Source organism: Albidovulum marisflavi (assembly GCF_025751435.1).
GTDB classification, from domain to species: domain Bacteria; phylum Pseudomonadota; class Alphaproteobacteria; order Rhodobacterales; family Rhodobacteraceae; genus Albidovulum; species Albidovulum marisflavi.
In genome coordinates this window covers 138,387-158,253 of the sequence record NZ_JAOWKY010000003.1, presented here as the reverse complement: position 1 = coordinate 158,253, position 19,867 = coordinate 138,387, and the positions used below count along the sequence as shown (strand labels likewise).

At 65.5% G+C, this 19,867-nt stretch carries 15 protein-coding genes and 1 tRNA gene; 5 read left to right on the top strand and 11 right to left on the bottom strand.

Translation table 11 applies throughout. The features are described 5' to 3' along the window. Positions 1 to 39 precede the first annotated feature (39 nt). From OEW28_RS12605 to OEW28_RS12595, 3 genes are all read right to left on the bottom strand, one after another. Positions 40 to 1,029, bottom strand: a complete 990-nt coding sequence (locus tag OEW28_RS12605; protein WP_263735123.1) for a hypothetical protein — start codon at positions 1,027 to 1,029, stop codon at positions 40 to 42. A gap of 70 nt (positions 1,030 to 1,099) precedes the next feature. Next, complete coding sequence (locus tag OEW28_RS12600) at positions 1,100 to 2,455, bottom strand: TolC family outer membrane protein (protein WP_263735122.1); 1,356 nt, start codon at positions 2,453 to 2,455, stop codon at positions 1,100 to 1,102. 44 nt (positions 2,456 to 2,499) lie between these two features. Continuing rightward, positions 2,500 to 3,153 carry a protein-L-isoaspartate O-methyltransferase family protein gene (locus tag OEW28_RS12595; protein ID WP_263735121.1) on the bottom strand — a complete coding sequence of 218 codons (654 nt, stop codon included), beginning with the start codon at positions 3,151 to 3,153 and terminating at the stop codon, positions 2,500 to 2,502. A 141-nt stretch (positions 3,154 to 3,294) separates the two neighbouring features. On the opposite strand from OEW28_RS12595, the gene OEW28_RS12590 reads away from it, so the two are divergent. Then, positions 3,295 to 3,368 (top strand) — tRNA-Cys (locus OEW28_RS12590). Positions 3,369 to 3,407: 39 nt separating this feature from the next. Here OEW28_RS12590 and OEW28_RS12585 read toward each other — a convergent pair. Together OEW28_RS12585 and OEW28_RS12580 are read right to left on the bottom strand one after the other, a co-directional pair. Next, a complete protein-coding gene (locus tag OEW28_RS12585; protein WP_263735120.1) occupies positions 3,408 to 3,932 on the bottom strand; it encodes a hypothetical protein in 525 nt (174 codons plus the stop codon). A 412-nt stretch (positions 3,933 to 4,344) separates the two neighbouring features. Continuing rightward, positions 4,345 to 5,766 carry an FAD-binding oxidoreductase gene (locus OEW28_RS12580; protein ID WP_263735119.1) on the bottom strand — a complete coding sequence of 474 codons (1,422 nt, stop codon included), beginning with the start codon at positions 5,764 to 5,766 and terminating at the stop codon, positions 4,345 to 4,347. A 148-nt stretch (positions 5,767 to 5,914) separates the two neighbouring features. Between OEW28_RS12580 and OEW28_RS12575 the strand changes: the two genes are divergently transcribed. Further along, complete coding sequence (locus tag OEW28_RS12575) at positions 5,915 to 7,003, top strand: GlxA family transcriptional regulator (protein WP_263735118.1); 1,089 nt, start codon at positions 5,915 to 5,917, stop codon at positions 7,001 to 7,003. A 132-nt stretch (positions 7,004 to 7,135) separates the two neighbouring features. Here OEW28_RS12575 and hisG read toward each other — a convergent pair whose 3' ends face one another. The 4 genes from hisG to OEW28_RS12555 form a co-directional block, all read right to left on the bottom strand. Then, a complete protein-coding gene (gene hisG, locus OEW28_RS12570; RefSeq protein ID WP_263735369.1) occupies positions 7,136 to 7,846 on the bottom strand; it encodes an ATP phosphoribosyltransferase in 711 nt (236 codons plus the stop codon). After that, positions 7,843 to 8,931 (bottom strand): ATP phosphoribosyltransferase regulatory subunit, encoded by a 1,089-nt coding sequence (locus OEW28_RS12565; RefSeq protein WP_263735117.1) that lies wholly within the window; start codon positions 8,929 to 8,931, stop codon positions 7,843 to 7,845. Before OEW28_RS12565 ends, hisG begins: the two co-directional genes overlap by 4 nt. Further along, positions 8,931 to 10,442: a histidine--tRNA ligase gene (gene hisS, locus OEW28_RS12560; protein ID WP_263735368.1), complete on the bottom strand. Its 1,512-nt coding sequence runs from the start codon at positions 10,440 to 10,442 to the stop codon at positions 8,931 to 8,933. The genes OEW28_RS12565 and hisS overlap by 1 nt, the downstream gene beginning before the upstream one ends. 107 nt (positions 10,443 to 10,549) lie before the next feature. Continuing rightward, on the bottom strand, positions 10,550 to 10,981 hold the full coding sequence (locus OEW28_RS12555) for a DUF1489 family protein (protein ID WP_263735116.1): 432 nt from the start codon (positions 10,979 to 10,981) through the stop codon (positions 10,550 to 10,552). Between the two features lie 112 nt (positions 10,982 to 11,093). Between OEW28_RS12555 and OEW28_RS12550 the strand changes: the two genes are divergently transcribed. From OEW28_RS12550 to OEW28_RS12540, 3 genes are all read left to right on the top strand, one after another. Next, a complete protein-coding gene (locus OEW28_RS12550; protein ID WP_263735367.1) occupies positions 11,094 to 13,358 on the top strand; it encodes an adenosylcobalamin-dependent ribonucleoside-diphosphate reductase in 2,265 nt (754 codons plus the stop codon). Positions 13,359 to 13,386: 28 nt separating this feature from the next. Beyond that, complete coding sequence (locus OEW28_RS12545; protein WP_263735115.1) at positions 13,387 to 13,593, top strand: SlyX family protein; 207 nt, start codon at positions 13,387 to 13,389, stop codon at positions 13,591 to 13,593. Between the two features lie 88 nt (positions 13,594 to 13,681). Beyond that, the gene (locus OEW28_RS12540) at positions 13,682 to 14,758 is read left to right on the top strand and encodes an AbrB family transcriptional regulator (RefSeq protein WP_263735114.1); all 1,077 of its coding nucleotides are present in this window, start codon (positions 13,682 to 13,684) and stop codon (positions 14,756 to 14,758) included. 15 nt (positions 14,759 to 14,773) lie between these two features. On the opposite strand, the gene OEW28_RS12535 is transcribed toward OEW28_RS12540, so the two are convergent. Then, positions 14,774 to 16,351: a phospholipase D family protein gene (locus OEW28_RS12535; RefSeq protein WP_263735113.1), complete on the bottom strand. Its 1,578-nt coding sequence runs from the start codon at positions 16,349 to 16,351 to the stop codon at positions 14,774 to 14,776. Next, on the bottom strand, positions 16,348 to 19,851 hold the full coding sequence (gene dnaE / locus OEW28_RS12530; protein ID WP_263735112.1) for a DNA polymerase III subunit alpha: 3,504 nt from the start codon (positions 19,849 to 19,851) through the stop codon (positions 16,348 to 16,350). Before dnaE ends, OEW28_RS12535 begins: the two co-directional genes overlap by 4 nt. Between the last annotated feature and the right edge of the window lie 16 nt (positions 19,852 to 19,867).

Genomic DNA, 19,867 nt, shown 5'->3' with positions numbered 1-19,867 from the left:
GCCCCGATGCGGGCGCGCTTTTGATTCCTCCGTCCGGGATCAGTCCCGGTCGCGCCGACCCAGAGCCAATTGAACCTCGCGCCGCACAAGCTTGCGCAGACGATCCGTCAGGCGTTCGCCAAGAGCGCCCTGAAGTTCTTCGCGAACAAGCGCAGCCACCATCGTGCGCAAGAGGTCATCGTCGATCTCTCCGGGCTCCATGACCGACATGTTTTGCGCGAAGCCTGGCTGGAATCGCGCCGCTTCATCTTCTACCGGCTCGGCCTCGACCCCGTCGTCGATGCCCTCACCGCCATCCAATCCGACAGTCGTCGAGCCGGACTCTTCCCAGCGATCATCGTGATCTGCGGACGTCCCCCGGGCTTCTTCATCGTCGGCAACCTGCACCGCATCTTCGGCAGCAGCCTCGACAGGCCCGGCGTTTGCGGCGGCGTCGCCTGCCGCGCCCTCTTCTTGCGCAACGGCGGCTTCATCCCCGGCCTCGGCATCATCGATCAGAATGGCGTCCTCGATATCCACCGCCGCGGCCTTCGCTTCATCTGCCAAGGCTTCCGCGTCGTCGTCCTGCCCGGGTTCGGCTGCGTGCATTGATACGGCATCGGTTTCTTCCGACCCGGCCAATTCGGAAGCTTCCGCGTCTTGCAAGGGACCCTCGTCGCCATCGTCCGAGGATGCCTCCAGCTCAAAGGACTGCTCGAACTCTGCCGGGGCGTTTTCCTCGGCGCCGGATTCGCCGCGATCAGCTTCGAACTCGGCCTCCACCTTGGCGACGGCGGCTTCCAGTTCGACGATCGTCTTTTCCAAAGTGGCGGTGTCCTGAACCCGATCCGCCTCGTCGGCCGCATCCAGGGCGTCAGCGCCTGGTCCGATCTGACCGGCATCGTTCACACGAAGCGCGGGCGTAAGCACCAGCTTGTCCATCCCGGCGGACGCCGAGGGCGAAGCCGCCGCACGCGTATCCTGAGACACCAGACGGCGTATGGACGAAAGAACGTCTTCGACGTCCAGGTTGGTCCGGTGATCAGACATGACGGCTCCGTTGCTGAATGCAGGTAGAGTTTAGACCGCCAACATGCCCCCGACAACGGGCTGCAAAATCTTACTTCTTTCCGATTGCCTGCAAGACGCGATCAAGGCTCTTGCCCTGAACCGACGTGTGCGGCGCGGCCTTGACGGCATTGTAGTAGGCTTCGGGATCGTAGGCTGGCACGCCAAGCTTCAGATGTTCCGCCGTCAGCAACCCCATCGAGGCAAGCAACGAATAGGTCGCGACCTGCAACTGTGTCTGCGCGTTGATTCGGGCCGCCTTGGCGTCCAGCAGATCCTGCTCGGTATCCAGCACGTCCAATGTGGTGCGTGCGCCCAGCTTCGCCTCTTCCCGGACGCCTTCGTAGGCGATGGTCGCCGCCTCGACCTGCAGTTGCGTCGCCGTGATCTGGGCGCGCGCGACATCGATCTGGGCCCAGCTGTTACCCACGTTCTGGGCGACAAGAACGCCGGTCTGCAAAAGCTCGGAACGCGCCGCATCGCGGGTGGCGATCGCCCGACGATGAAGCGACGGAAGCGCGCCGCCCGAGTAAATCACCTGGGACATTTCCAGGCCGATCCGCGCGCTGTTTTCTCCGCCCTCGAGACGCGAAACCGATGCGGTCATGTCCAGCGACGGACGGCGTTCGGCAGCGGCGATCTCGACCCCGATGTCGGCTGCCTTGGCCGCTTCCTGAGCCCGGCGGATCGAGGGGTGGATGCGCTGCGCGATCGCCTGTGCTTCATCCACGCTCGCCGGAAGGTCCGGCGCGCGCGGCGGCACCGCAAGCGACCCCGGATAAGCGCCCGTCGCCGCGCGATAAGCCTCGCGTGCCGAGGCCAACGAACCTTGGGCCGCAGCCAGCGAGGCGCGCGCCGAGGCCAGACGCGCCTCTGCCAGCGCCACATCGGTGCGCGTTACCTCACCGACCGAGAAACGGTCCTGCGCGGCTTTCAATTCCTCGCCGATCACCTTGACCGAATTTTGCGTGATGGCGAGGTTTTCAACCGCGTTGCGGACATCCATGTAGGCCGCCACTGCGGCCAGCAACACCTGCTGTTCGACCTGAACAAGCGCGTCGCGCGTTGCCAGCACGACCTGTTTGGTCGCCTCGATCTGCAGTCGGTTGCGCCCGAAGTCATAGACCGTCCAGCCGGCAGCCAGGGAAAGCGTCGCATCCAGACTGTCGCCGGACGGGCTGTCGGTGTAGTCCAGCGCCGCGACCCAGGAAACGACCGGCCGCAATGCCGCAACGGCGGCTGCGACATCTTCGTCGGCAGCCCGCAGCACGGCGCGGTTCTGTTCCAGCAGGTTCGAGTTCCGGTACGCCGACGCCAGAGCGTCAGCCAGCGTTTCGGCATGAGCCGGCAAGAATGACAAGACCGCCATCGCAGACGCCAGAAGTCCGCCGCGCAAACCTGCCTTCATCGCCCAACTCCCAACTCGCCCCTCGTGCCGCCCGTGCGGCCCGCTTACAGGGTAAAACCGCGCGCCGCCTCGAACCCCGGCAGAATAGGCGCCGAAGCATTGAAGGCAAAGCGCCAGCTGACGCGCCCGTCGGCCTTGTGGCCGATCCGGCACAGGCCAAGCGTGCCTTCCATGAACAGGCAGCCGATCCGGCCGCCGTCTTTCAACTGGTCGATGATTGCCTGAGGAACCGCTTCGGCGGCCCCCTGGATAGTGATGGCGTCGTAGGGGCCGTGCTTGGCCGATCCGGCAGCAAGCGGCCCCTCGATCAAGGCCGCGTTGTCGCAACCCTCGGACGAAAGTCGCGCCTGCGCCTGTTCGGCCAGCGCCGGATCCTCTTCGACCGCGACGACTGCTTCGGCCATCCGCGCGATCACCGCGGTCGAGTAGCCAAGCCCGCAGCCGATATCCAGAACCAGGTCCGACGGCCCGATGTCGAGCGCGTCCAGCATCTTGGCCAGGGTTCTGGCCTCAAGCATCACCCGCCCCGCGCCGAGATCAAGGTTTTCGCCGACATAGGCGGCCTCGCGCTTGGCGCCGGGCACGAAGGCTTCACGCGGAATTGCAAGCATTGCCTCGATGATCGGAAACTTCGTCACATCGTTGGGGCGAACCTGGTTATCCACCATCATGGTCCGGCGGGCGGCGAAATCGGTCATCGACTGAACTCTTCGGTCTGGTTTCCGGTCGAAAGTCGTCTTGCCACAGAACGAAACGCTCGGCAACGGGTGCAGACTGCGGAATGCATCCGCGAATGGGTTGCGCGGCGTTTTGCCATAGTATATCTCCCCTTCACCTCCGGCGGGTTGGCGGAGAGGTTACGCAGCGGATTGCAAATCCGTGAAGACCGGTTCGATTCCGGTACCCGCCTCCAAACTCCATCGGCACGGCATTCAGTCGTCAGGGTGGCAGGTCAGCTCCCGATCAGCAGGAACGCCAGTGGAATGGGCGCAACCGCGATTGTAACGGTGAGCAGATACCACCAAGGGCTGTATAGACCGGATATACCCGCCAGAAACGCCAATCCACCGCCACCGCCCAGAACCGAGTTTCCGGGCAGATTCAGCAGTATTGCGAGCACAACGTAGCGATTGCGCAACATTGCCGTGCCGAGCCGACCATCAAGCTTGCTGGAAACCAGCCTGGCGCGATCAGGCTTGGGCGTGTCTGCCAACTCGGCCAAGAAGCGGGCGACCCTCTTGAGCAGCAGCCTGTCCGCAAGCCAGGCAAGCATGGGAAGCGGAACGAAACTGGCGACACCGAACGAAAGCAGAAGCGCGCCGACCATGCCGGCATACACGACCGGGGATGCCTGAGCGCCGAAGACCAGCAGCAGCGCAAGGCCGATCTCGGCTCCAGGCACGAAAGGTATGGCGGCGGCCACCACATAGACCACCAGCGCGCCCATCACCAGGCGATGCATCAAGGTCTCGTTCATGGGGCGCAAATCGGGAATGGCTATGCCAAGGAATTTCTCTCCAAAAACCCAGCCAACGGCAAGAAGAAGCGCGTAGAACAGGACAGCCCGCCTGACCGCCCAAAGGCGGATCAGAAACGGGCGCACAACGGATTTGCGCCGGGCCTCTGGCACTGCATCTTCGCACGTCTCCCGGTCATATGCGGTTTTGCGCCCAGGGACCCGTGCCCTGGAGACGCGACTTTTCGACTCGATGGCCAACACCAGCGCCCCCAGCGGATCGGGACCTCTATCGTATCGTCGGCATGCACGGATGCCATTCTACTCGAACCGTGCCGGACTGTCACTTTCCGGCACGCCCGTGAGGAGAATGGCGCCTTCCGTCCCTTCGGAAGATCCCGGCCCCGGACGGAAGCCGCAGCGGGCGCTTGCGTCAGCCGGCGCCAGACCGCTCTTCCCGGTCCTTGGGCGCGATGTTCTGGTTGAAGCGGAACATGTTGGTGGGGTCGTATTTCGTCTTGATCGCAACCAGCTTCGCGTAGTTCGCGCCGAAGGCGGTTTCGGTCAAGGCGGCGTTGTCCTCGCCATGACCGGGGAAGTTCAGGTAGATGCGGCCCGCAAGACCGAAGCGCGCAGAAGCATCCCAACCTTCGCGTGACCAATCGATATTGGCACGATCATCGGCCGGGTCGTCCCAGATGCTGTCCAGGGAATACATCCAGCCCATCGAGCGATCACCAAACGCGGTCGCGTCAGCGGCCACCCGCGCCGTCGCGCCGCCGAAGTTCCACAGCGACGAAATGGAATTGGAGGAGGGTGCCGTGGCGGCGTTCCGCATCGCAAGCTCGATCATCTCATCGGGCAGGGCGGTCAGGTATCGCGCCTTCCAGTAGCAGCGGAAATCGCCGAACGGAATTTGCGTGTCGAACAGCTTCTGGACGTCGCAGTAGGTCATTCGCCCCGAAAAATCCGCGATCGGGTTACCCAGGTCGCGCAGTGGCGCAAGCGCGCTTTCTCCCTCCTCCGGATCCCCGTTCCAGACGCAGGCCAGCGTGTAGACGCGTTTACCCCAGTGTTCGGGCGCGAAATCCTCGCTTTCGGGCACCGTCGAGAATTCGCAGAGCGATCCTACCTGGTCGGAATGTTCCGCCACGAAGTCACGCCAGGCCCGGATCGGCGCCGGGCCGTCCTCAATCGCATGGATGGGGGCCGCGAACATCACTTCGGGCCCGAATGGGTGAAGCGCGAATTCGAACCGGACAACGACGCCGAAATTGCCGCCGCCGCCCTTGAGCGCCCACAGCAAGTCCGGGTTTTCCGTTTCGCTTGCGCGAACCAGCCGCCCGTCCGCGGTGACCACGTCAGCGGCGACCAGATTGTCGATGCTCAGCCCATGCCGCGCCCGAAGCCAGCCGACCCCGCCCGACAGCGTCAGCCCCGCGACCCCGGTATCCGAAATCAGCCCGCCCGGCGTGGCAAGGCCGAAAGCCTGTGCTTCGCGGTCCAGATCCCCCCATGTCGCACCGCCCTCGACCACCGCGACGCGGCCGGCCGGATCCACATGAACGGCACGCATCTGCGACAGGTCGATCATCAGCGCGCCTTCGCCCACTGCATGTCCGGCCACGTTGTGCCCGCCGCCACGGATTGAAACCGCAAGGCCGTGGTCGCGGGCATGGTTCACCGCGGCGATCACGTCCGCTGTTCCCCGGCATCGGGCGATCAGCGCCGGGCGGCGGTCGATCATGGCGTTCCAGACCGCGCGCGCCGTGTCATACCCCGGGTCATCCCCTTGGAAAATCTCGCCGCCGAACCCTCCTGACAGGTCATTCAAGCTTCTGTGAAGATCGTCCATCGCCACCTCCTGTCCATTCACCGGCCAGTATACCAGAGGCTTGCCGTGCCCCGAGAGTGGCGGACACGCCAGAAAAAGGGCATATTGGTCACTCGGGCAGGGCACTCCGATCGGAACCGTGCCCGATCGGACAGGAGCCGGGACCCTGATGTCGAAACGCCCCGTCATCGCGCTGCTCGCGGCGCCCGAAACCTCGGCCTCGGTGCTTTACGGGCTCTACGATGTGCTGTTCTCGGTCGGAGCTGTCTATCCCGACATGGTTGCCGGCACACCGGGGGAAGAGCTTCTGGATGTGCGGATCGTGTCGGAAGACGGGAATGGGTTTCATTGCCTCGGAAATGTGCCCGTGGAACCGCATGCAGCCATTGATGAGATGTCAGGCCCCGATGCGATGCCCGACGCCGTGATCGTCTGCGACCTGTATACCTCGATCCACGCGACTCCATCGGGCCGCTACCCGCACGCGACAGCGTGGCTGCGCCAGGCGCACGCGAACGGGGCGCTGGTCTGTTCGGTCTGTTCGGGCGCGCTTCTGTTGGCCGACGCGGGCCTGCTTGACGGGCGCGAGGCGACGGCGCACTGGGCCTATCGCGACATGTTCGGCCGGCATTACCCAAAGGTGCGCTTCCGAAGCGACTCCGTTCTTTGCCTGACGACAGAGGCCGACAGGCTTGTCACTGCCGGCGGGGTCAGCGCATGGCACGATCTCGCGGTCTATCTGATCGCGCGGTTCTGCGGATACCGCCACGCGATCGAGACGGCCAAGGTCTTTCTGATCTCGGGCCATTCCGACGGGCAGTCGCCCTACGCGGTCATGACCAGGCCGATGGACACCACGGACGCCGCCATCAGCGACTGCCAGGCATGGATCGCCAACAGTTATGACCAGCCGAACCCGGTCGAAGCCATGGTGTCGCGATCTGGCCTCAATGCCCGTACCTTTTCCCGGAGGTTCCGGGCCGCAACCGGCTACGCGCCGATCGACTATGTTCAGGCGCTCCGCATCGAGGAAGCGAAGCAGGCGCTGGAAACCGACAGCCTTCCGATCGAGGAAGTGTCGGTAGCCGTGGGCTACGAGGATGCCGCGTCGTTCCGGCGTATCTTCAAGAGACGGGTTGGGCTGACCCCGGCGGCCTATCGCCGCAAGTTCCAGCGGCTGTCCCAGATCGCCGGGCCCACGGGGGGCTCACGGCCCGCGATCGCGGATGCGCCAAGAGCGGGCTCGGCCTCTACCTAGGCAAGGCCGCGCCGCGGAGCCCGCTTGCGTCGACCGGTTCCGATCGCCACCGGCAATCGCCCACGTTCGGCCCCTGGCCCGCAAGCTTGGCCACATCAGGCTTCGGCGCGACGCGGGTGTTTGCGCCTCCGCTCAGGCCATGTCGACAGCCGGCAGCCCCAGCCGCGAAACGAGCCGGGACAGGGTGTCGCGCGCGGCGCCCCGCCAATCCGCGCCCCGCGCCGCGTAAAGCGTCGCCTGGCTTTGATGCACCAACCCGTCGCAAAGGATCTTGAGGTGATTGGCGCGCAGCGTCTCGCCTGTCGAGGTGATGTCGGCAACGGCCTCGGCGGTCAGGTTCTTGACGGTGCCTTCGGTGGCGCCCTGACTGTCCACAAGCTGGTAGTCGGCCACACCATGCTGTGTCAGGAAATCGCGGACAAGCCGGTGGTACTTCGTCGCGATGCGCAGACGGAACCCGTGGACGCGGCGAAACGCCGCCGCCGCCGCATCCAGGTCGTCAAGCGTATCTACGTCGGGCCAGCAGGCGGGCACGGCGATGATCAGGTCCGCATGCCCGAAACCCATCGGAGCAAGTTCGGCCACCTGTGAGGGCCAGTCGGCCAGTTTTTCACGAACAAGATCAGATCCCGTCACACCCAGATGAATGCGCCCCGCAGCCAGTTCGCGCGGGATTTCACCGGCAGACAGAAGAACAAGCTCCAGCCCCTCGACGCCCTCGACCGCGCCTGAATATTCGCGGTCCGAGCCGGTCCGGCTAAGCTTCACGCCCCGGTCGCCGAACCAGTCGAAGGTCTGCTCCATCAGCCGGCCCTTCGAGGGCACACCAAGCTTCAGCATCAGCCCAGTCCTCCCAGGTCGGCGACAAGGCCTGGCCGGACGATGCCGCCCACGGCGGGGATCGACCGGCCCTGGCCCAGCACCTCGGTCAGCGCGTCGTAGCGACCGCCAGATGCCACTGGCGGCAGCTCCAGGTCGGCGGCGTGAAAGGAAAACACGAACCCGTCGTAATATTCCAGCGTGGTGCGCCCATGGCTGGCTTCAAACGCAAGCGCGCCGACGTCGATCCCGGCGCGGGAAAGCGCGTCAAGCCGCGCCTCCATCCGGTCGACGGCAGGCACGATGGCGGGCATGTCATCGGCCAGGTCCCGCAAGTGCGACAGCGCGTCCGGGCTTGGCGCCTCGAGGTTCAAGAGGTCTTCGAGGCGGGCGACCTCCTCGGTCGAAATCGGTGGGGCCTCGGCGTCATCGACCAGCGCCGCCAGACGCGTGGCAATCTCGGCCTCCGAGCGCAGCCCGAGATGTGGAGCCGCGGCAGGACGTTCGCCGGTGGCAAGCACCCTGAGCAACGCCGCGCGGCTGGGCGAGACCGGGGCACGGCCTCCGAACCGATCCAGAAGTTCGGTGAACCGGCGCGGCCTCCAGATGTGGCGCAACAGGGCCGCCTTGCGGCTTTCCAGCGTCTTCAGGCCGCGCACCGCGGCCGTCAGGATCGCGATGTCACCGGTCGCCGCGCGCAGCCCCAGCGGCGCCAGGAGCCGGGCAAAAAGGGCAAAGACCTCGGCATCGGCGGCCACGGGATTTTCGCGGTCGAAGACCTCGAAGCCCACCTGCATGTATTCCGTGCGCCGCGCGCTTGGGCGCTCCTGCTTGCGGAACACCTCACCCGCGTAGCAGTAGCGCGCGGGCTCGGCGCCCTCGGCCATGTGCATTTGCACCACGGGGACGGTGAAGTCGGGGCGCAGCATCATCTCGCCCCGCACGGGGTCGGCGGTCACGTAGGCGCGCGCGCGGATGTCCTCTCCGTACAGGTCCAGCAGAACTTCCGCCGGCTGCAGGATGTCGGCCTCGACCTCGACCGCGCCCGCTGCGCGGAAGGCGGCCACAAGGCGTGCCGCCTCGGCCCGTGCCGCTGCCTTTTCCGCCATCAGCCCTGCCCCAGGATGCGGCGCACCTCGGCCACCAGGTCCGCGCGCGCGACCTCGGTCTGGGCGGGCTGGGCCCTCCACTCTTCGTGGCTGGCTTCCGCCGCGATCTTCGCGCCCAGGTACAGGTCCTTGACCTGCACGACGCCGCGCGCCGCCTCGTCCCCGCCTTGAATGATGGCGACCGGAGAGTTGCGCTTGTCGGCGTATTTCAGCTGGTTGCCGAAGTTCTTGGGATTGCCCAGGTAGACCTCGGCGCGGATGCCCGCGCGGCGCAGATCGGTCGCCATCGCCTGGTAGTCGGCCATGCGGTCGCGGTCCATCACGGTCACCACGACCGGCCCGCGCCCGTCGCCCTGCACCCGGCCCTTGGCGCGAAGGGCGGCCAGAAGCCGGTCCACCCCGATCGACACGCCCGTCGCCGGCACCGACTGCCCGGTGAATCGCTTCACGAGGTCATCGTAACGCCCGCCACCCGCGACGGATCCGAACTGCCGCTTGCGGCCCTTTTCGTCCAGGATCTCGAAGGTCAGCTCGGCCTCGTAAACGGGGCCGGTGTAGTAGCCGAGCCCGCGAACGACCGAAGGGTCGATGACGATACGGTCGGGTCCGTAGCCCTGGGCGTCGAGGAGAGCTGCGATTTGTTCGAGTTCGGATACGCCTTCGGCACCGATGTGGCTGTCGCCTACGGCACCTCGAAGGTTTGCCAAGGTGTCAAAAGTCGTAGCTCCTCTCGACGTCAGGAATGCGATGACGCGATCCGTCTGACCCTCGTCCAGGCCAACTCCGTCGATATAGGCGCCAGAGGCATCGAGGCGTCCTTTGCCAAGAAGCTCGCGGACGCCGCTTTCACCCACCTTGTCAAACTTGTCTATCGTTCTCAGGACTGCATCACGTTTTGTCGCAGTGTCATGTGCCGCGCCGAGTTGCGCATCCTCGTTGCCCTCAAGATATCCGAAGATGGCTTGAAGAACCCCGTTCAGCACTTTCCTGTTGTTCACCCGCACCACGTAGTCGCCGCGAGGGATGCCGACTTCTTCCAGCGCATCGGCAAGCATCGCGCAGATCTCGGCATCCGCCGCGACCGAACCCGAGCCCACGGTGTCCGCATCGCACTGGTAGAACTGCCGGAACCGGCCCGGCCCCGGCTTTTCGTTGCGCCAGACCGGGCCCATCGCGTAGCGGCGATAGGGTGTGGGCAGGTCATTGCGGTACTGCGCGGCGACGCGGGCCAGCGGCGCGGTCAGGTCGTAGCGCAGCGCCAGCCAGTCCTGGTCCTCGTCCTGCCAGGCGAATACGCCCTCGTTCGGGCGGTCGACGTCGGGCAGGAACTTGCCCAGGGCCTCGACCGTCTCTACGGCCGAGGTTTCGAGCGGGTCGAAACCGTAGCGGTGATAGACCTCGGCGATCGTGTCGAGCATCGCCTTTCGCTCGCTCACCTCGGCGCCGAAATAGTCGCGGAACCCCTTGGGGGTCTCGGCGCGCGGTCGTCTCGGTCCCTTGTCCTTGGCCATCATCCGGTCTTTCGCTTGCACCCGCCCGAAGGCGGCCTTCGCCTGCATTCGCGCGCGGGTGTAGCGGATGGGGCGGGTCGGGACAAGCGGCCCGGAACAGACCGGTCCTACCTGAGGCCGATTTCGGAAAGCGCCAGCGCCAGTTCCTCTGGCAGGGCGCTATCGCCTTCCCGGCCCTTGGGCAGATCGCGCGGCGCGTCCTTGGCGTCCAGGTAGCGCCAGCCCTGAAATGGCCGGCGGGGCGCGGCCTCGGTCCGCACCACCTCGGGATCAAGGACGATGCCGCAGCGGGCAATCCCGTCGCCTCGGTCGATCTCCTCAAGCCGGACAATGCGCTGGCGGGCAAGGATCACCCCCTTGATGACCCAATAGAGCGACCCGCCGGCAAGGATCTCGGCCTCGCGCTTGGGCCACATGCGGGTGACATGGCGGCGTTCGCCGCCGGGATAGGGCGCGGGATTGACCCGATACCAATCCACCAGATCCTCGACGCTTTCCGCGCCGACGCACAATTTCAGAATGTGGACGAATCCGGTCATCTCACCCCCAACAGATTGCTATTTTATTCCACCCGACCCCGAGATCAAGTTGACCGCGCGACGCTGCGGGCGTAACTTGATCGCCCTTTCCCCACGATCCCCGAGGATGCCGATGACCGCTTTCGCCGCCCCTATCGCCGAGCAGATCTGGGACATGAAATACCGGCTGAAACAGGCGGACGGCACCCCTGTCGACGCCACGGTCGAAGACACCTGGCGCCGGATCGCGCGTGCGCTTGCGGCGGTGGAAAAGGATCCCGCGAAGTGGGAAGACAAGTTCTATGCCGCCCTGGCCGATTTCAAGTACCTTCCGGCGGGCCGCATCACCGCGGGCGCGGGCACCGGCCGCGCGGTGACGCTGTTCAACTGCTTCGTCATGGGCACGATCCCCGACAGCATGGCGGGCATCTTCGACGCGCTGAAGGAAGCGGCGCTGACGATGCAGCAGGGCGGCGGCATCGGCTATGACTTTTCCACCATCCGGCCGCGCGGCGCGGCCGTGCACGGGGTCGCGGCGGACGCTTCCGGCCCGCTCAGCTTCATGGACGTCTGGGATGCGATGTGCCGCACGATCATGTCGGCGGGTTCGCGCCGCGGCGCGATGATGGCGACGATGCGCTGCGATCACCCCGACATCGAGGCCTTCATCGACGCCAAGCAGGATTCGGCGCGGCTGAGGATGTTCAACCTGTCCGTCCTGGTGACAGACCCCTTCATGGAGGCGGTCAAGGCCGACGGCCCCTGGGACCTGAGCTTCGAGGGCAAGGTCTATCACACGCTCAGGGCGCGCGATCTGTGGAACAAGATCATGCGCGCGACCTATGACTACGCCGAACCGGGCGTGATCTTCATCGACCGCATCAACCAGATGAACAACCTGTCCTATGTCGAGACGATCGCGGCGACAAACCCCTGCGGCGAACAGCCCCTGCCGCCCTATGGCGCCTGCCTTCTGGGCTCGATCAACATGGCCAGGCTCGTGACGGACCCGTTCGGCGCCGGCGCGCGGATAGAGGAAGAGGCGCTTGACGACCTGGTGCGCATGGCGGTCCGGATGATGGACAACACCGTCGATGCCTCCCGTTTCCCGCTGCCCCAGCAGAAGGCCGAGGCCGAGGCCAAGCGCCGCATCGGCCTGGGCGTCACGGGCCTGGCCGACGCGCTTCTGATGGTCGGTCTGCGCTACGGGTCGGAAAAGGCCGCGCAGCAGACCGAGGCCTGGATGCACCGCATCGCGCGGGCGGCCTATCTGGCCTCGGTCGAACTGGCGAAGGAAAAGGGCGCCTTCCCGCTTTTCGACGCGGACAAGTACCTGGCCACGGGCAACATGACGCAGATGGACGCCGACGTGCGCGCCGCGATCGCCAGACACGGCATCCGCAACGCTCTTCTGACCTCGATCGCGCCGACCGGCACGATCAGCCTTTATGCGGGCAACGTGTCGTCGGGGATCGAGCCGGTGTTCGCCTATGCCTACAAGCGCAAGGTCCTGCAGAAGGACGGCAGCCGCACCGAGGAAGAGGTCGTGGACTACGCCGTCCAGCTCTGGCGCGAACGGTTTGGCGACAAGCCGCTGCCGGATCACTTCGTCAACGCACAGACGCTGCCGCCGCTTGACCATGTCCGCATGCAGGCGGCAGCGCAGAAGTGGATCGATTCCTCGATCTCCAAGACGATCAACTGCCCCGAGGAAATCAGCTTTGACGCCTTCAAGGACGTCTACATGGCCGCCTGGGACCAGGGCTGCAAGGGCTGCACCACCTACCGCCCGAATGCGGTGACGGGCAGCGTGTTGTCGGTTTCCGAAGCATCCGAAAAGGCGCCGGAAGCGGATAGCGGGGCCGAGGTCGTCTATCTGTCCGAGCCGCTGGACCGTCCGCAGGCGCTGGAGGGCGCGACCTACAAGCTCAAGTGGCCCGACAGCGAACATGCGATCTACATCACCATCAACGACATCGTGCATGGTGGCCATCGCCGTCCTTTCGAGGTCTTCATCAATTCGAAGAACATGGAGCACTACGCCTGGACCGTGGCGCTGACGCGGATGATCTCTGCCGTGTTCCGGCGCGGAGGCGACGTGTCCTTCGTGGTCGAAGAGCTGAAGGCCGTGTTCGACCCGCGCGGCGGGGCCTGGATGCAGGGGCGTTACATCCCCTCGATCCTTGCGGCGATCGGTGGGGTCATCGAGCGGCACATGGTGGCCATCGGCTTCCTGCAGGGCGAGGGGCTGGGGCTGAAGTCGGACCCCACGGCGCAGGTCATGGCAGTGGGCGAGACCCCGCGTGGCCCCGCCTGCCCCGCCTGCGGCCAGTTCGGCATGCAAAAACGCGAGGGCTGCCTGACCTGCCCGAGCTGCGGCCATTCCAAGTGCGGCTAGGCGGCCGAGGAGCCAGGAGCACACCCATATGACAGACAGGCTGGACAGGGCAGAGGAAGAGCTGGCGCATCTTCGGCGCACGGTCGATGACCTGTCCGAGGTGGTTGCGCGGCAGTCGCGCGAGCTCGACGTGTTGAATCGGCGCGTGCTCATGCTGATGGAGCGCGCGGCCGAGGCGGAGGCCGAGCGGACGGGCACCATTCCCCTGCCCGATCAGAAGCCGCCCCACTGGTAGATGCTTGCGCCCCAGGTCGGGGGCTGACAGGTTGGTGTCAGAAACGCAGGCAAGACCTGCGTCAGAACCGCCTCAGACCGATCCCCGCATGACGCCCCGCCTTTCCGCCTACTTTGGTGCGCCGCACTGGCCGACCGTTCTTGTGACCTATGCCATCGGCGCGGCTGGCGGGATATTGGCGATGGTCGCGCATCTGCCGCTTCCGATGCTTCTGGGCTCGCTGCTTGGTGTGGGCGCGGCGTCGATCATCGGTTTTCGTCCCCTCGGTCGGCTTCCGCAGTCGCCCCAGCAACTTCGCATGCTGTTCATCCCCGTCATCGGCGTGGCGATCGGCGGGGCCGCACGTCCCGAGCTTATGCAGGAAGCCGCGGCCTGGTTGCCCTCTCTCGCCATCCTCGCGCTGTTCATCCCGGCGGTCCACTACGCGGGTTTCCGGGTCCTGGTCGCGACAGGGAGGGTTGACCGTGTGACGGCGCTTTTCGCGACGGCGCCCGGCGGATTGGTCGAAACCGTCCAGATGGGCGAAGAGGCGGGGGCGGACATGCAGATGCTGATCATGCTGCAGTTCCTGCGCCTGATCCTGACGATCGTCTTCATTCCGCTATTCTTTACCTGGATGGTCGGCCATGCCGTGGGTTCGGCCGGCGGCGCGTCGGTCCAGGGCTCCGACATGGGCCCCGGCGACCTGGCGATCCTGATCTTCGCGGGGGTCGCGGGCGCGATCATCGGACTGAAGCTGCGACTGCCCGCGGGCCACATCCTTGGCCCGATCGTCCTGTCGGGCGCATTCCACATCGCGGGGCTCACTTCGGCCGTTCCCCCTCAGATACTGGTCTGGGCGACGCAGGTGGTGATCGGCACTTCGCTTGGCGTGCGCTTCGGCGGAATGCCCAAGCGGCGGATCCTCGAGGCGCTGCGGCTGTCGCTGATCAGCGTGACGATCATGATGGGCGGCGCGGGCCTGATCGCCTGGGGGCTTGCCGATGTCGTGGATGAAAGCGTGCCCGCCGTGTTTCTGGCCTTCGCCCCCGGCGGCCTGGTCGAGATGGGCCTGATCGCGCTCAGCCTGAAGCTGTCGATCCTTTACGTGACCGCGCATCATCTTCTGCGCATCATCCTTGCGGTAAGTGTGGTGCGGATCTTCGCGCGGCGACTGGCGCGCTAGCGGGACCCCGCCGCGTCACAGCAGACCTTCGACAGGCAGCAGGCTGACAAGCCGGACCATTGCGCGCAGGGGCAAGGTCGTGTTCGGCTCGGCCGTCCAGAGGACCTCGTTCGGATGTCCCGGCCGTTCGATCCAGACCAGCGTGCCCGTGGGCGAGCGACGGACGCGGTAGGCAAGCTTCGGCAGGTTTTCGTCCAGCCAGTCCGCGACCAGGCCGGCAAGCGCGGGGCTGTCGATCACAAGTCCCATTTCGCAGTTCAGCCGCTTTGACCGCGGGTCGAAATTCAGCGACCCCACGAAGGCGCGCCGCCGGTCGATCTGGAAGGTCTTGGCGTGAAGCGCAGTGCGGGAAACGGCGACGATCCCAAGGTCGTTGACCGACTTGCGCTCTCCGTCCTCGTTCTTCAGTTCCCAGACCTCGGCGCCCATGTCCAATAGCGCATCGCGATAGCGCATGTAGCCCGAATGCACTGGCGTCGCATCGGTCGACTCAAGGGCGTTGGTCAGTGTGCGAAGGTGCACCCCCGAACGCGCCATTTCGTTCAGATCGGAGATGACCCGCTTTCCCGGCACAAGGTAGGCAGAAATGATATCGAATGCCGCCGCGGGCTGTCCAAGTTCGTCCAGAAGCGCCCGTATCATCACCCCGTCATGTTCGACCGCACCAAGAGCCTTGGCGGGATCGTCGCTGAAAAGCCGGGTCTTGGCCCAGTCGAGCGGCAGGCGGTGCTCCATGATCCGGGCGTAAAGCTGGGACGATCCGACAGCCTTGCCATAGGCCTCGGCCTGGGCGGTTTGCTGATTGGCGGCGTCGCGCCGCGCAAGCCTGGTCGCGCCGTCGGGCTCTGGCTTGACCAGCCGTTCGACCGGATAGGCCGACAGACTGTTCCAGTACCGGTCAAAGTCGGTCGCGACATCGGCTGCGGCGGGCCCTACGGCCAGAACATCCAGGTCCGAATACAGATTGCCGCTGCCCGTCTCGAAATAAAGATTGCCGATGTTGCGGCCACCGATGATCGTCGCGACGCCATCGACGGTGAAGGACTTGTTGTGCATCCGCCGGTTCAGGCGCGGGAAATCGAACAGGTAGCTCAGGTTGCGAGGGAAGCGCAGGACGAAGGGGTTGAAGATGCGGACCTCTGCCATCGGCAGTTTGGCAAGCGACAGAAGCTCCTGATCCAGCGCGCTGGTGCCGATGTCATCTACCAGGATGCGCACACGCACCCCGCGTTCGGCGGCGGCGGCCAGTTCCGAAAGCAGCCTGATGCCGGTCAGGTCGTCTTCCCATATGTAATACTGCGCGTCGATCGACCGTTGCGCGGCGTGGGCAAGCGCCATCCGCGCGGCAAAGGCGTCGATCCCGTTCTCCAGCGCAAGGATGCCCGAGCAGCCTGGATGCCGCGCCGCTTCCGGCAGGATGGCCGCGCCCAGGGCCGTGTCGGACGAAGCGGGAATGGCTTGGCTTTCGGTGCGGCCGTCCAGCGACGGCAGCGGATAGGGCGAGCGCGCCCGCACAACGGCCAACGCGCAGGTCGCGGCAACCGTCAAGAAGTGCCAGACCGCGCGGACCAGCCTGCGCGGCCAGCCGTTCATATCTCCTCCACCAGCACCACGCCGGACATCGACTTGATGGCGCCCTTGATCTGGGGATTGACCGGGAAATCGCGGCCTGTCTCGACCTCGACCTCGGTGCCCGTCGCGCGGTCCGCGACAAGGAAGCTGACCGGGCCGCGTGACCGGACCCTGGCCTCTTCCTGCATCCGCGCAAGCAGATTGGCGACCGAGGTGACGGCGGCCTCGGTTTCGACGTGGATACGAAGCCCGGCCGCGCCGGCGTCGGCGGCGACGCTGTCTATGGGTTGGGCACCGCGCGCGAGCAACTTCAGGGTCTCGCCCTCAAGGTTCGCCTCGACCGTCAGGACAACCGCGCTGCCGGGCTCAAGATGCTGTCGCGCGGTCTCAAGCGTGTCGGAAAACACCGTGACCTCGTAAAGGCCGGTCGGATCGGACAGGCCGACAAAGGCAAACCGGTTGCCGCGCGCGGACTTGCGTTCCTGCCGGTTCGACACGGTGCCGGCCATCTTGGCGACCAGCGGACCGCGCTCGGCCGCGGCGGTGACCTCGGTCAGCGTCATGACCTTCTTGCGCCTGAGCGCGGGCATGTAATCGTCCAGCGGATGGCCCGACAGGTAGAAGCCTACGGCCTTGTGCTCTTCCGCAAGTCGTTCGACGGGCAACCAGTCGTCAACGGGCGCCAGGCGCGGTTCGGGCAGATCGTCCCCCGCATCGCCGAACAGGGACACCTGCGAGGACGAAGAAGCTTCATGCACCGCCGCCGACCACGCAGACAAAGCGTCAAGGCTGTCGAAAACCCGGCGGCGGTTGGCATCAAGCACGTCGAACGCCCCGGCGCGGACCAGCATTTCCAGCGGGCGCTTGCCCAGCCGTTTCAGATCCACCCGGCGCGCGAAATCGAAGAGCGAGACGAATGCCTTCTGGCCCCGCGCCGCGACGATCATCTTCATCGCCTCGACGCCCACGTTCTTGAGTGCGCCAAGGGCATAGACAACCTTGCCGTCCTTCACCGTGAAGGTCGCGAAGGAGCGGTTGACGCAAGGGGAGACCGTCGCGATGCCCATGCGGTCCACCTCTCGCTTGTAGATGGCAAGCTTGTCGGTCAGATGGATATCGCAGTTCATCACCGCCGCCATGAACTCGACCGGGTGGTTGGCCTTCAGCCAGGCGGTCTGGTAGCTGACGACGGCATAGGCTGCAGCGTGCGACTTGTTGAAGCCGTAGTTTGCGAATTTCTCCAGAAGGTCGAAGACCTCGCCCGCCTTCTTTGCATCGACGTTGTGAGTCTTCTTGGCGCCCTCGATGAACTTCGGGCGTTCCTTGTCCATCTCCTCCTTGATCTTCTTGCCCATGGCGCGGCGCAGAAGGTCGGCGCCGCCAAGCGAATAGCCCGCCATGACCTTGGCGATCTCCATCACCTGCTCTTGGTAGACGATGATGCCCTGGGTTTCGGCCAGGATGTGGTCGATGGTCGGATGGATGGATTCGATCTCGCGCAGGCCGTTCTTGACCTCGCAATAGACCGGGATGTTCTCCATCGGGCCGGGACGGTAAAGCGCCACGAGGGCCACGATATCCTCGATGCAGGTGGGCTTCATGCGGCGGAGCGCATCCATCATGCCCGTGCTTTCCACCTGGAACACCGCGACGGTCTGGGCGCGGGCATAAAGTTCGTAGGTGGGCGCGTCCTCCAGCGGGATGGCGTTGATCTGATCGACCGCCCCCTCCGGCGGGGCGTAAAGTTCCCGCCCGTCGGCGGCGATGTGCAGATGCCGGCCGCCGTCGCGGATCAGGTCGACGGCGTTCTGGATCACGGTCAGCGTCTTGAGCCCGAGGAAGTCGAACTTCACCAGCCCGGCCTGTTCCACCCATTTCATGTTGAACTGGGTCGCGGGCATGGTCGAGCGCGGGTCCTGGTAAAGCGGCACCAGTTCGTCCAGCGGCCGGTCGCCGATCACCACGCCCGCCGCGTGTGTCGATGCGTTGCGCAGCAGCCCCTCGATCTGCTGGCCGTAGTCCAGAAGGCGCTTGACCACCTCCTCCGCCCGCGCGGCCTCACGCAGGCGGGGCTCGTCGGCCAGCGCCTTTTCGATCGAGACCGGCTTGACGCCCTCGACCGGGATCAGCTTGGACAGCTTGTCGACCTGGCCATAGGGCATCTGCAGCACGCGGCCCACGTCGCGTACAGCCGCCTTTGAGAGAAGCGCGCCGAAGGTGATGATCTGCGCGACCTTTTCCCGCCCGTAGCGATGCTGGACGTATTCGATGACCTCTTCGCGCCGGTCCATGCAGAAGTCGATGTCGAAGTCCGGCATCGAAACCCGTTCCGGGTTCAGGAAGCGTTCGAACAGAAGCGAATAGCGCAAGGGATCAAGGTCGGTGATCGTCAGCGCGTAAGCCACCAGAGAGCCCGCGCCCGAGCCGCGCCCCGGCCCTACCGGGATGTCGTGATCCTTGGCCCACTTGATGAAGTCGGCGACGATCAGGAAGTAGCCGGGGAAGCCCATCTGTTCGATGATGTCCAGCTCGAACTTCAGCCGCGCCTCGTATTCCTCGACCGGGGCGGAATGCGGAATGACCGCAAGCCGGGCGCGCAGCCCCTCCCACGCCTGACGGCGCAGTTCCTCGACCTCGTCATCGGCGAAGCGCGGCAGGATCGGCTTGCGCTTCGACGCCTTGAAGGCGCAACGGCGCGCGATCTCGACGGTATTCTCCAGCGCCTCGGGCAGGTCGGCAAACAGTGCCGACATCTCCTCGGGCGTCTTCAGGTAGTGCTGCGGCGTCAGGCGGCGGCGCGGTTCCTGCTGATCGACATAGGCGCCCTCCGCGATGCAGATCATCGCGTCGTGCGCTTCGTACATCCCGGTTTTCGGGAAGTAGACATCGTTCGTGGCGACCAGCGGAAGGCCGAGGTCATATGCCATCTCGACATGGCCGCGTTCGGTCAGGCGTTCGGCCTCGGGCAGCCTCCCGCCCTCGCCGGGGTGACGCTGAAGCTCGACATAAAGCCGCGTGGGAAATGCCACCGCGAGACGGCGCAGAAGCGCCTCTGCCTTGCCCCGCTGCCCGGCCTGCAAAAGCCGGCCCATCGGACCGTCCGGCCCGCCTGACAGGCAGATCAGCCCGTCTGAATGCGCCTCGACCTCGTCCACCGTGACGTGCGGCAGCGATCCGTCGCCGCGCAGGTACAGGCAGGAGTTCAGTTTCATCAGGTTCATGTAGCCCGCCTCGGACTGTGCGAGCAGGACGATCGGCGCGGGTGGCCTGGCGCGTTCGCCAGGCTGGACCGGGTCGTGATCCAGCGAAAGCTGGCATCCGACGATCGGCTGGATGCCCGCGCCAGAGGCGGTGACGGAAAACTCAAGCGCCGCGAACATGTTGTTCGTGTCGGTCACGGCAACGGCGGGCATGCCCATCTTTTCGGCCAGACCGGGAAGCTTCTTGACCGGAACAGCGCCCTCGAGCAGCGAATACTCGGTGTGGACGCGAAGATGGATGAATCGAGGGTCACGGGTCATGGAGCGACACTAGCCG

Excerpts from the sequence above, each read along its gene's own strand:
- OEW28_RS12605 (WP_263735123.1), bottom strand. The coding sequence starts at position 1,029 with ATGTCTGATCACCGGACCAACCTGGACGTCGAAGACGTTCTTTCGTCC.
- OEW28_RS12600 (WP_263735122.1), bottom strand. The coding sequence starts at position 2,455 with ATGAAGGCAGGTTTGCGCGGCGGACTTCTGGCGTCTGCGATGGCGGTC.
- OEW28_RS12595 (WP_263735121.1), bottom strand. The coding sequence starts at position 3,153 with ATGACCGATTTCGCCGCCCGCCGGACCATGATGGTGGATAACCAGGTT.
- OEW28_RS12585 (WP_263735120.1), bottom strand. The coding sequence starts at position 3,932 with ATGAACGAGACCTTGATGCATCGCCTGGTGATGGGCGCGCTGGTGGTC.
- OEW28_RS12580 (WP_263735119.1), bottom strand. The coding sequence starts at position 5,766 with ATGGACGATCTTCACAGAAGCTTGAATGACCTGTCAGGAGGGTTCGGC.
- OEW28_RS12575 (WP_263735118.1), top strand. The coding sequence starts at position 5,915 with ATGTCGAAACGCCCCGTCATCGCGCTGCTCGCGGCGCCCGAAACCTCG.
- OEW28_RS12565 (WP_263735117.1), bottom strand. The coding sequence starts at position 8,931 with ATGGCGGAAAAGGCAGCGGCACGGGCCGAGGCGGCACGCCTTGTGGCC.
- hisS (WP_263735368.1), bottom strand. The coding sequence starts at position 10,442 with ATGGCCAAGGACAAGGGACCGAGACGACCGCGCGCCGAGACCCCCAAG.
- OEW28_RS12555 (WP_263735116.1), bottom strand. The coding sequence starts at position 10,981 with ATGACCGGATTCGTCCACATTCTGAAATTGTGCGTCGGCGCGGAAAGC.
- OEW28_RS12550 (WP_263735367.1), top strand. The coding sequence starts at position 11,094 with ATGACCGCTTTCGCCGCCCCTATCGCCGAGCAGATCTGGGACATGAAA.
- OEW28_RS12545 (WP_263735115.1), top strand. The coding sequence starts at position 13,387 with ATGACAGACAGGCTGGACAGGGCAGAGGAAGAGCTGGCGCATCTTCGG.
- OEW28_RS12540 (WP_263735114.1), top strand. The coding sequence starts at position 13,682 with ATGACGCCCCGCCTTTCCGCCTACTTTGGTGCGCCGCACTGGCCGACC.
- OEW28_RS12535 (WP_263735113.1), bottom strand. The coding sequence starts at position 16,351 with ATGAACGGCTGGCCGCGCAGGCTGGTCCGCGCGGTCTGGCACTTCTTG.
- dnaE (WP_263735112.1), bottom strand. The coding sequence starts at position 19,851 with ATGACCCGTGACCCTCGATTCATCCATCTTCGCGTCCACACCGAGTAT.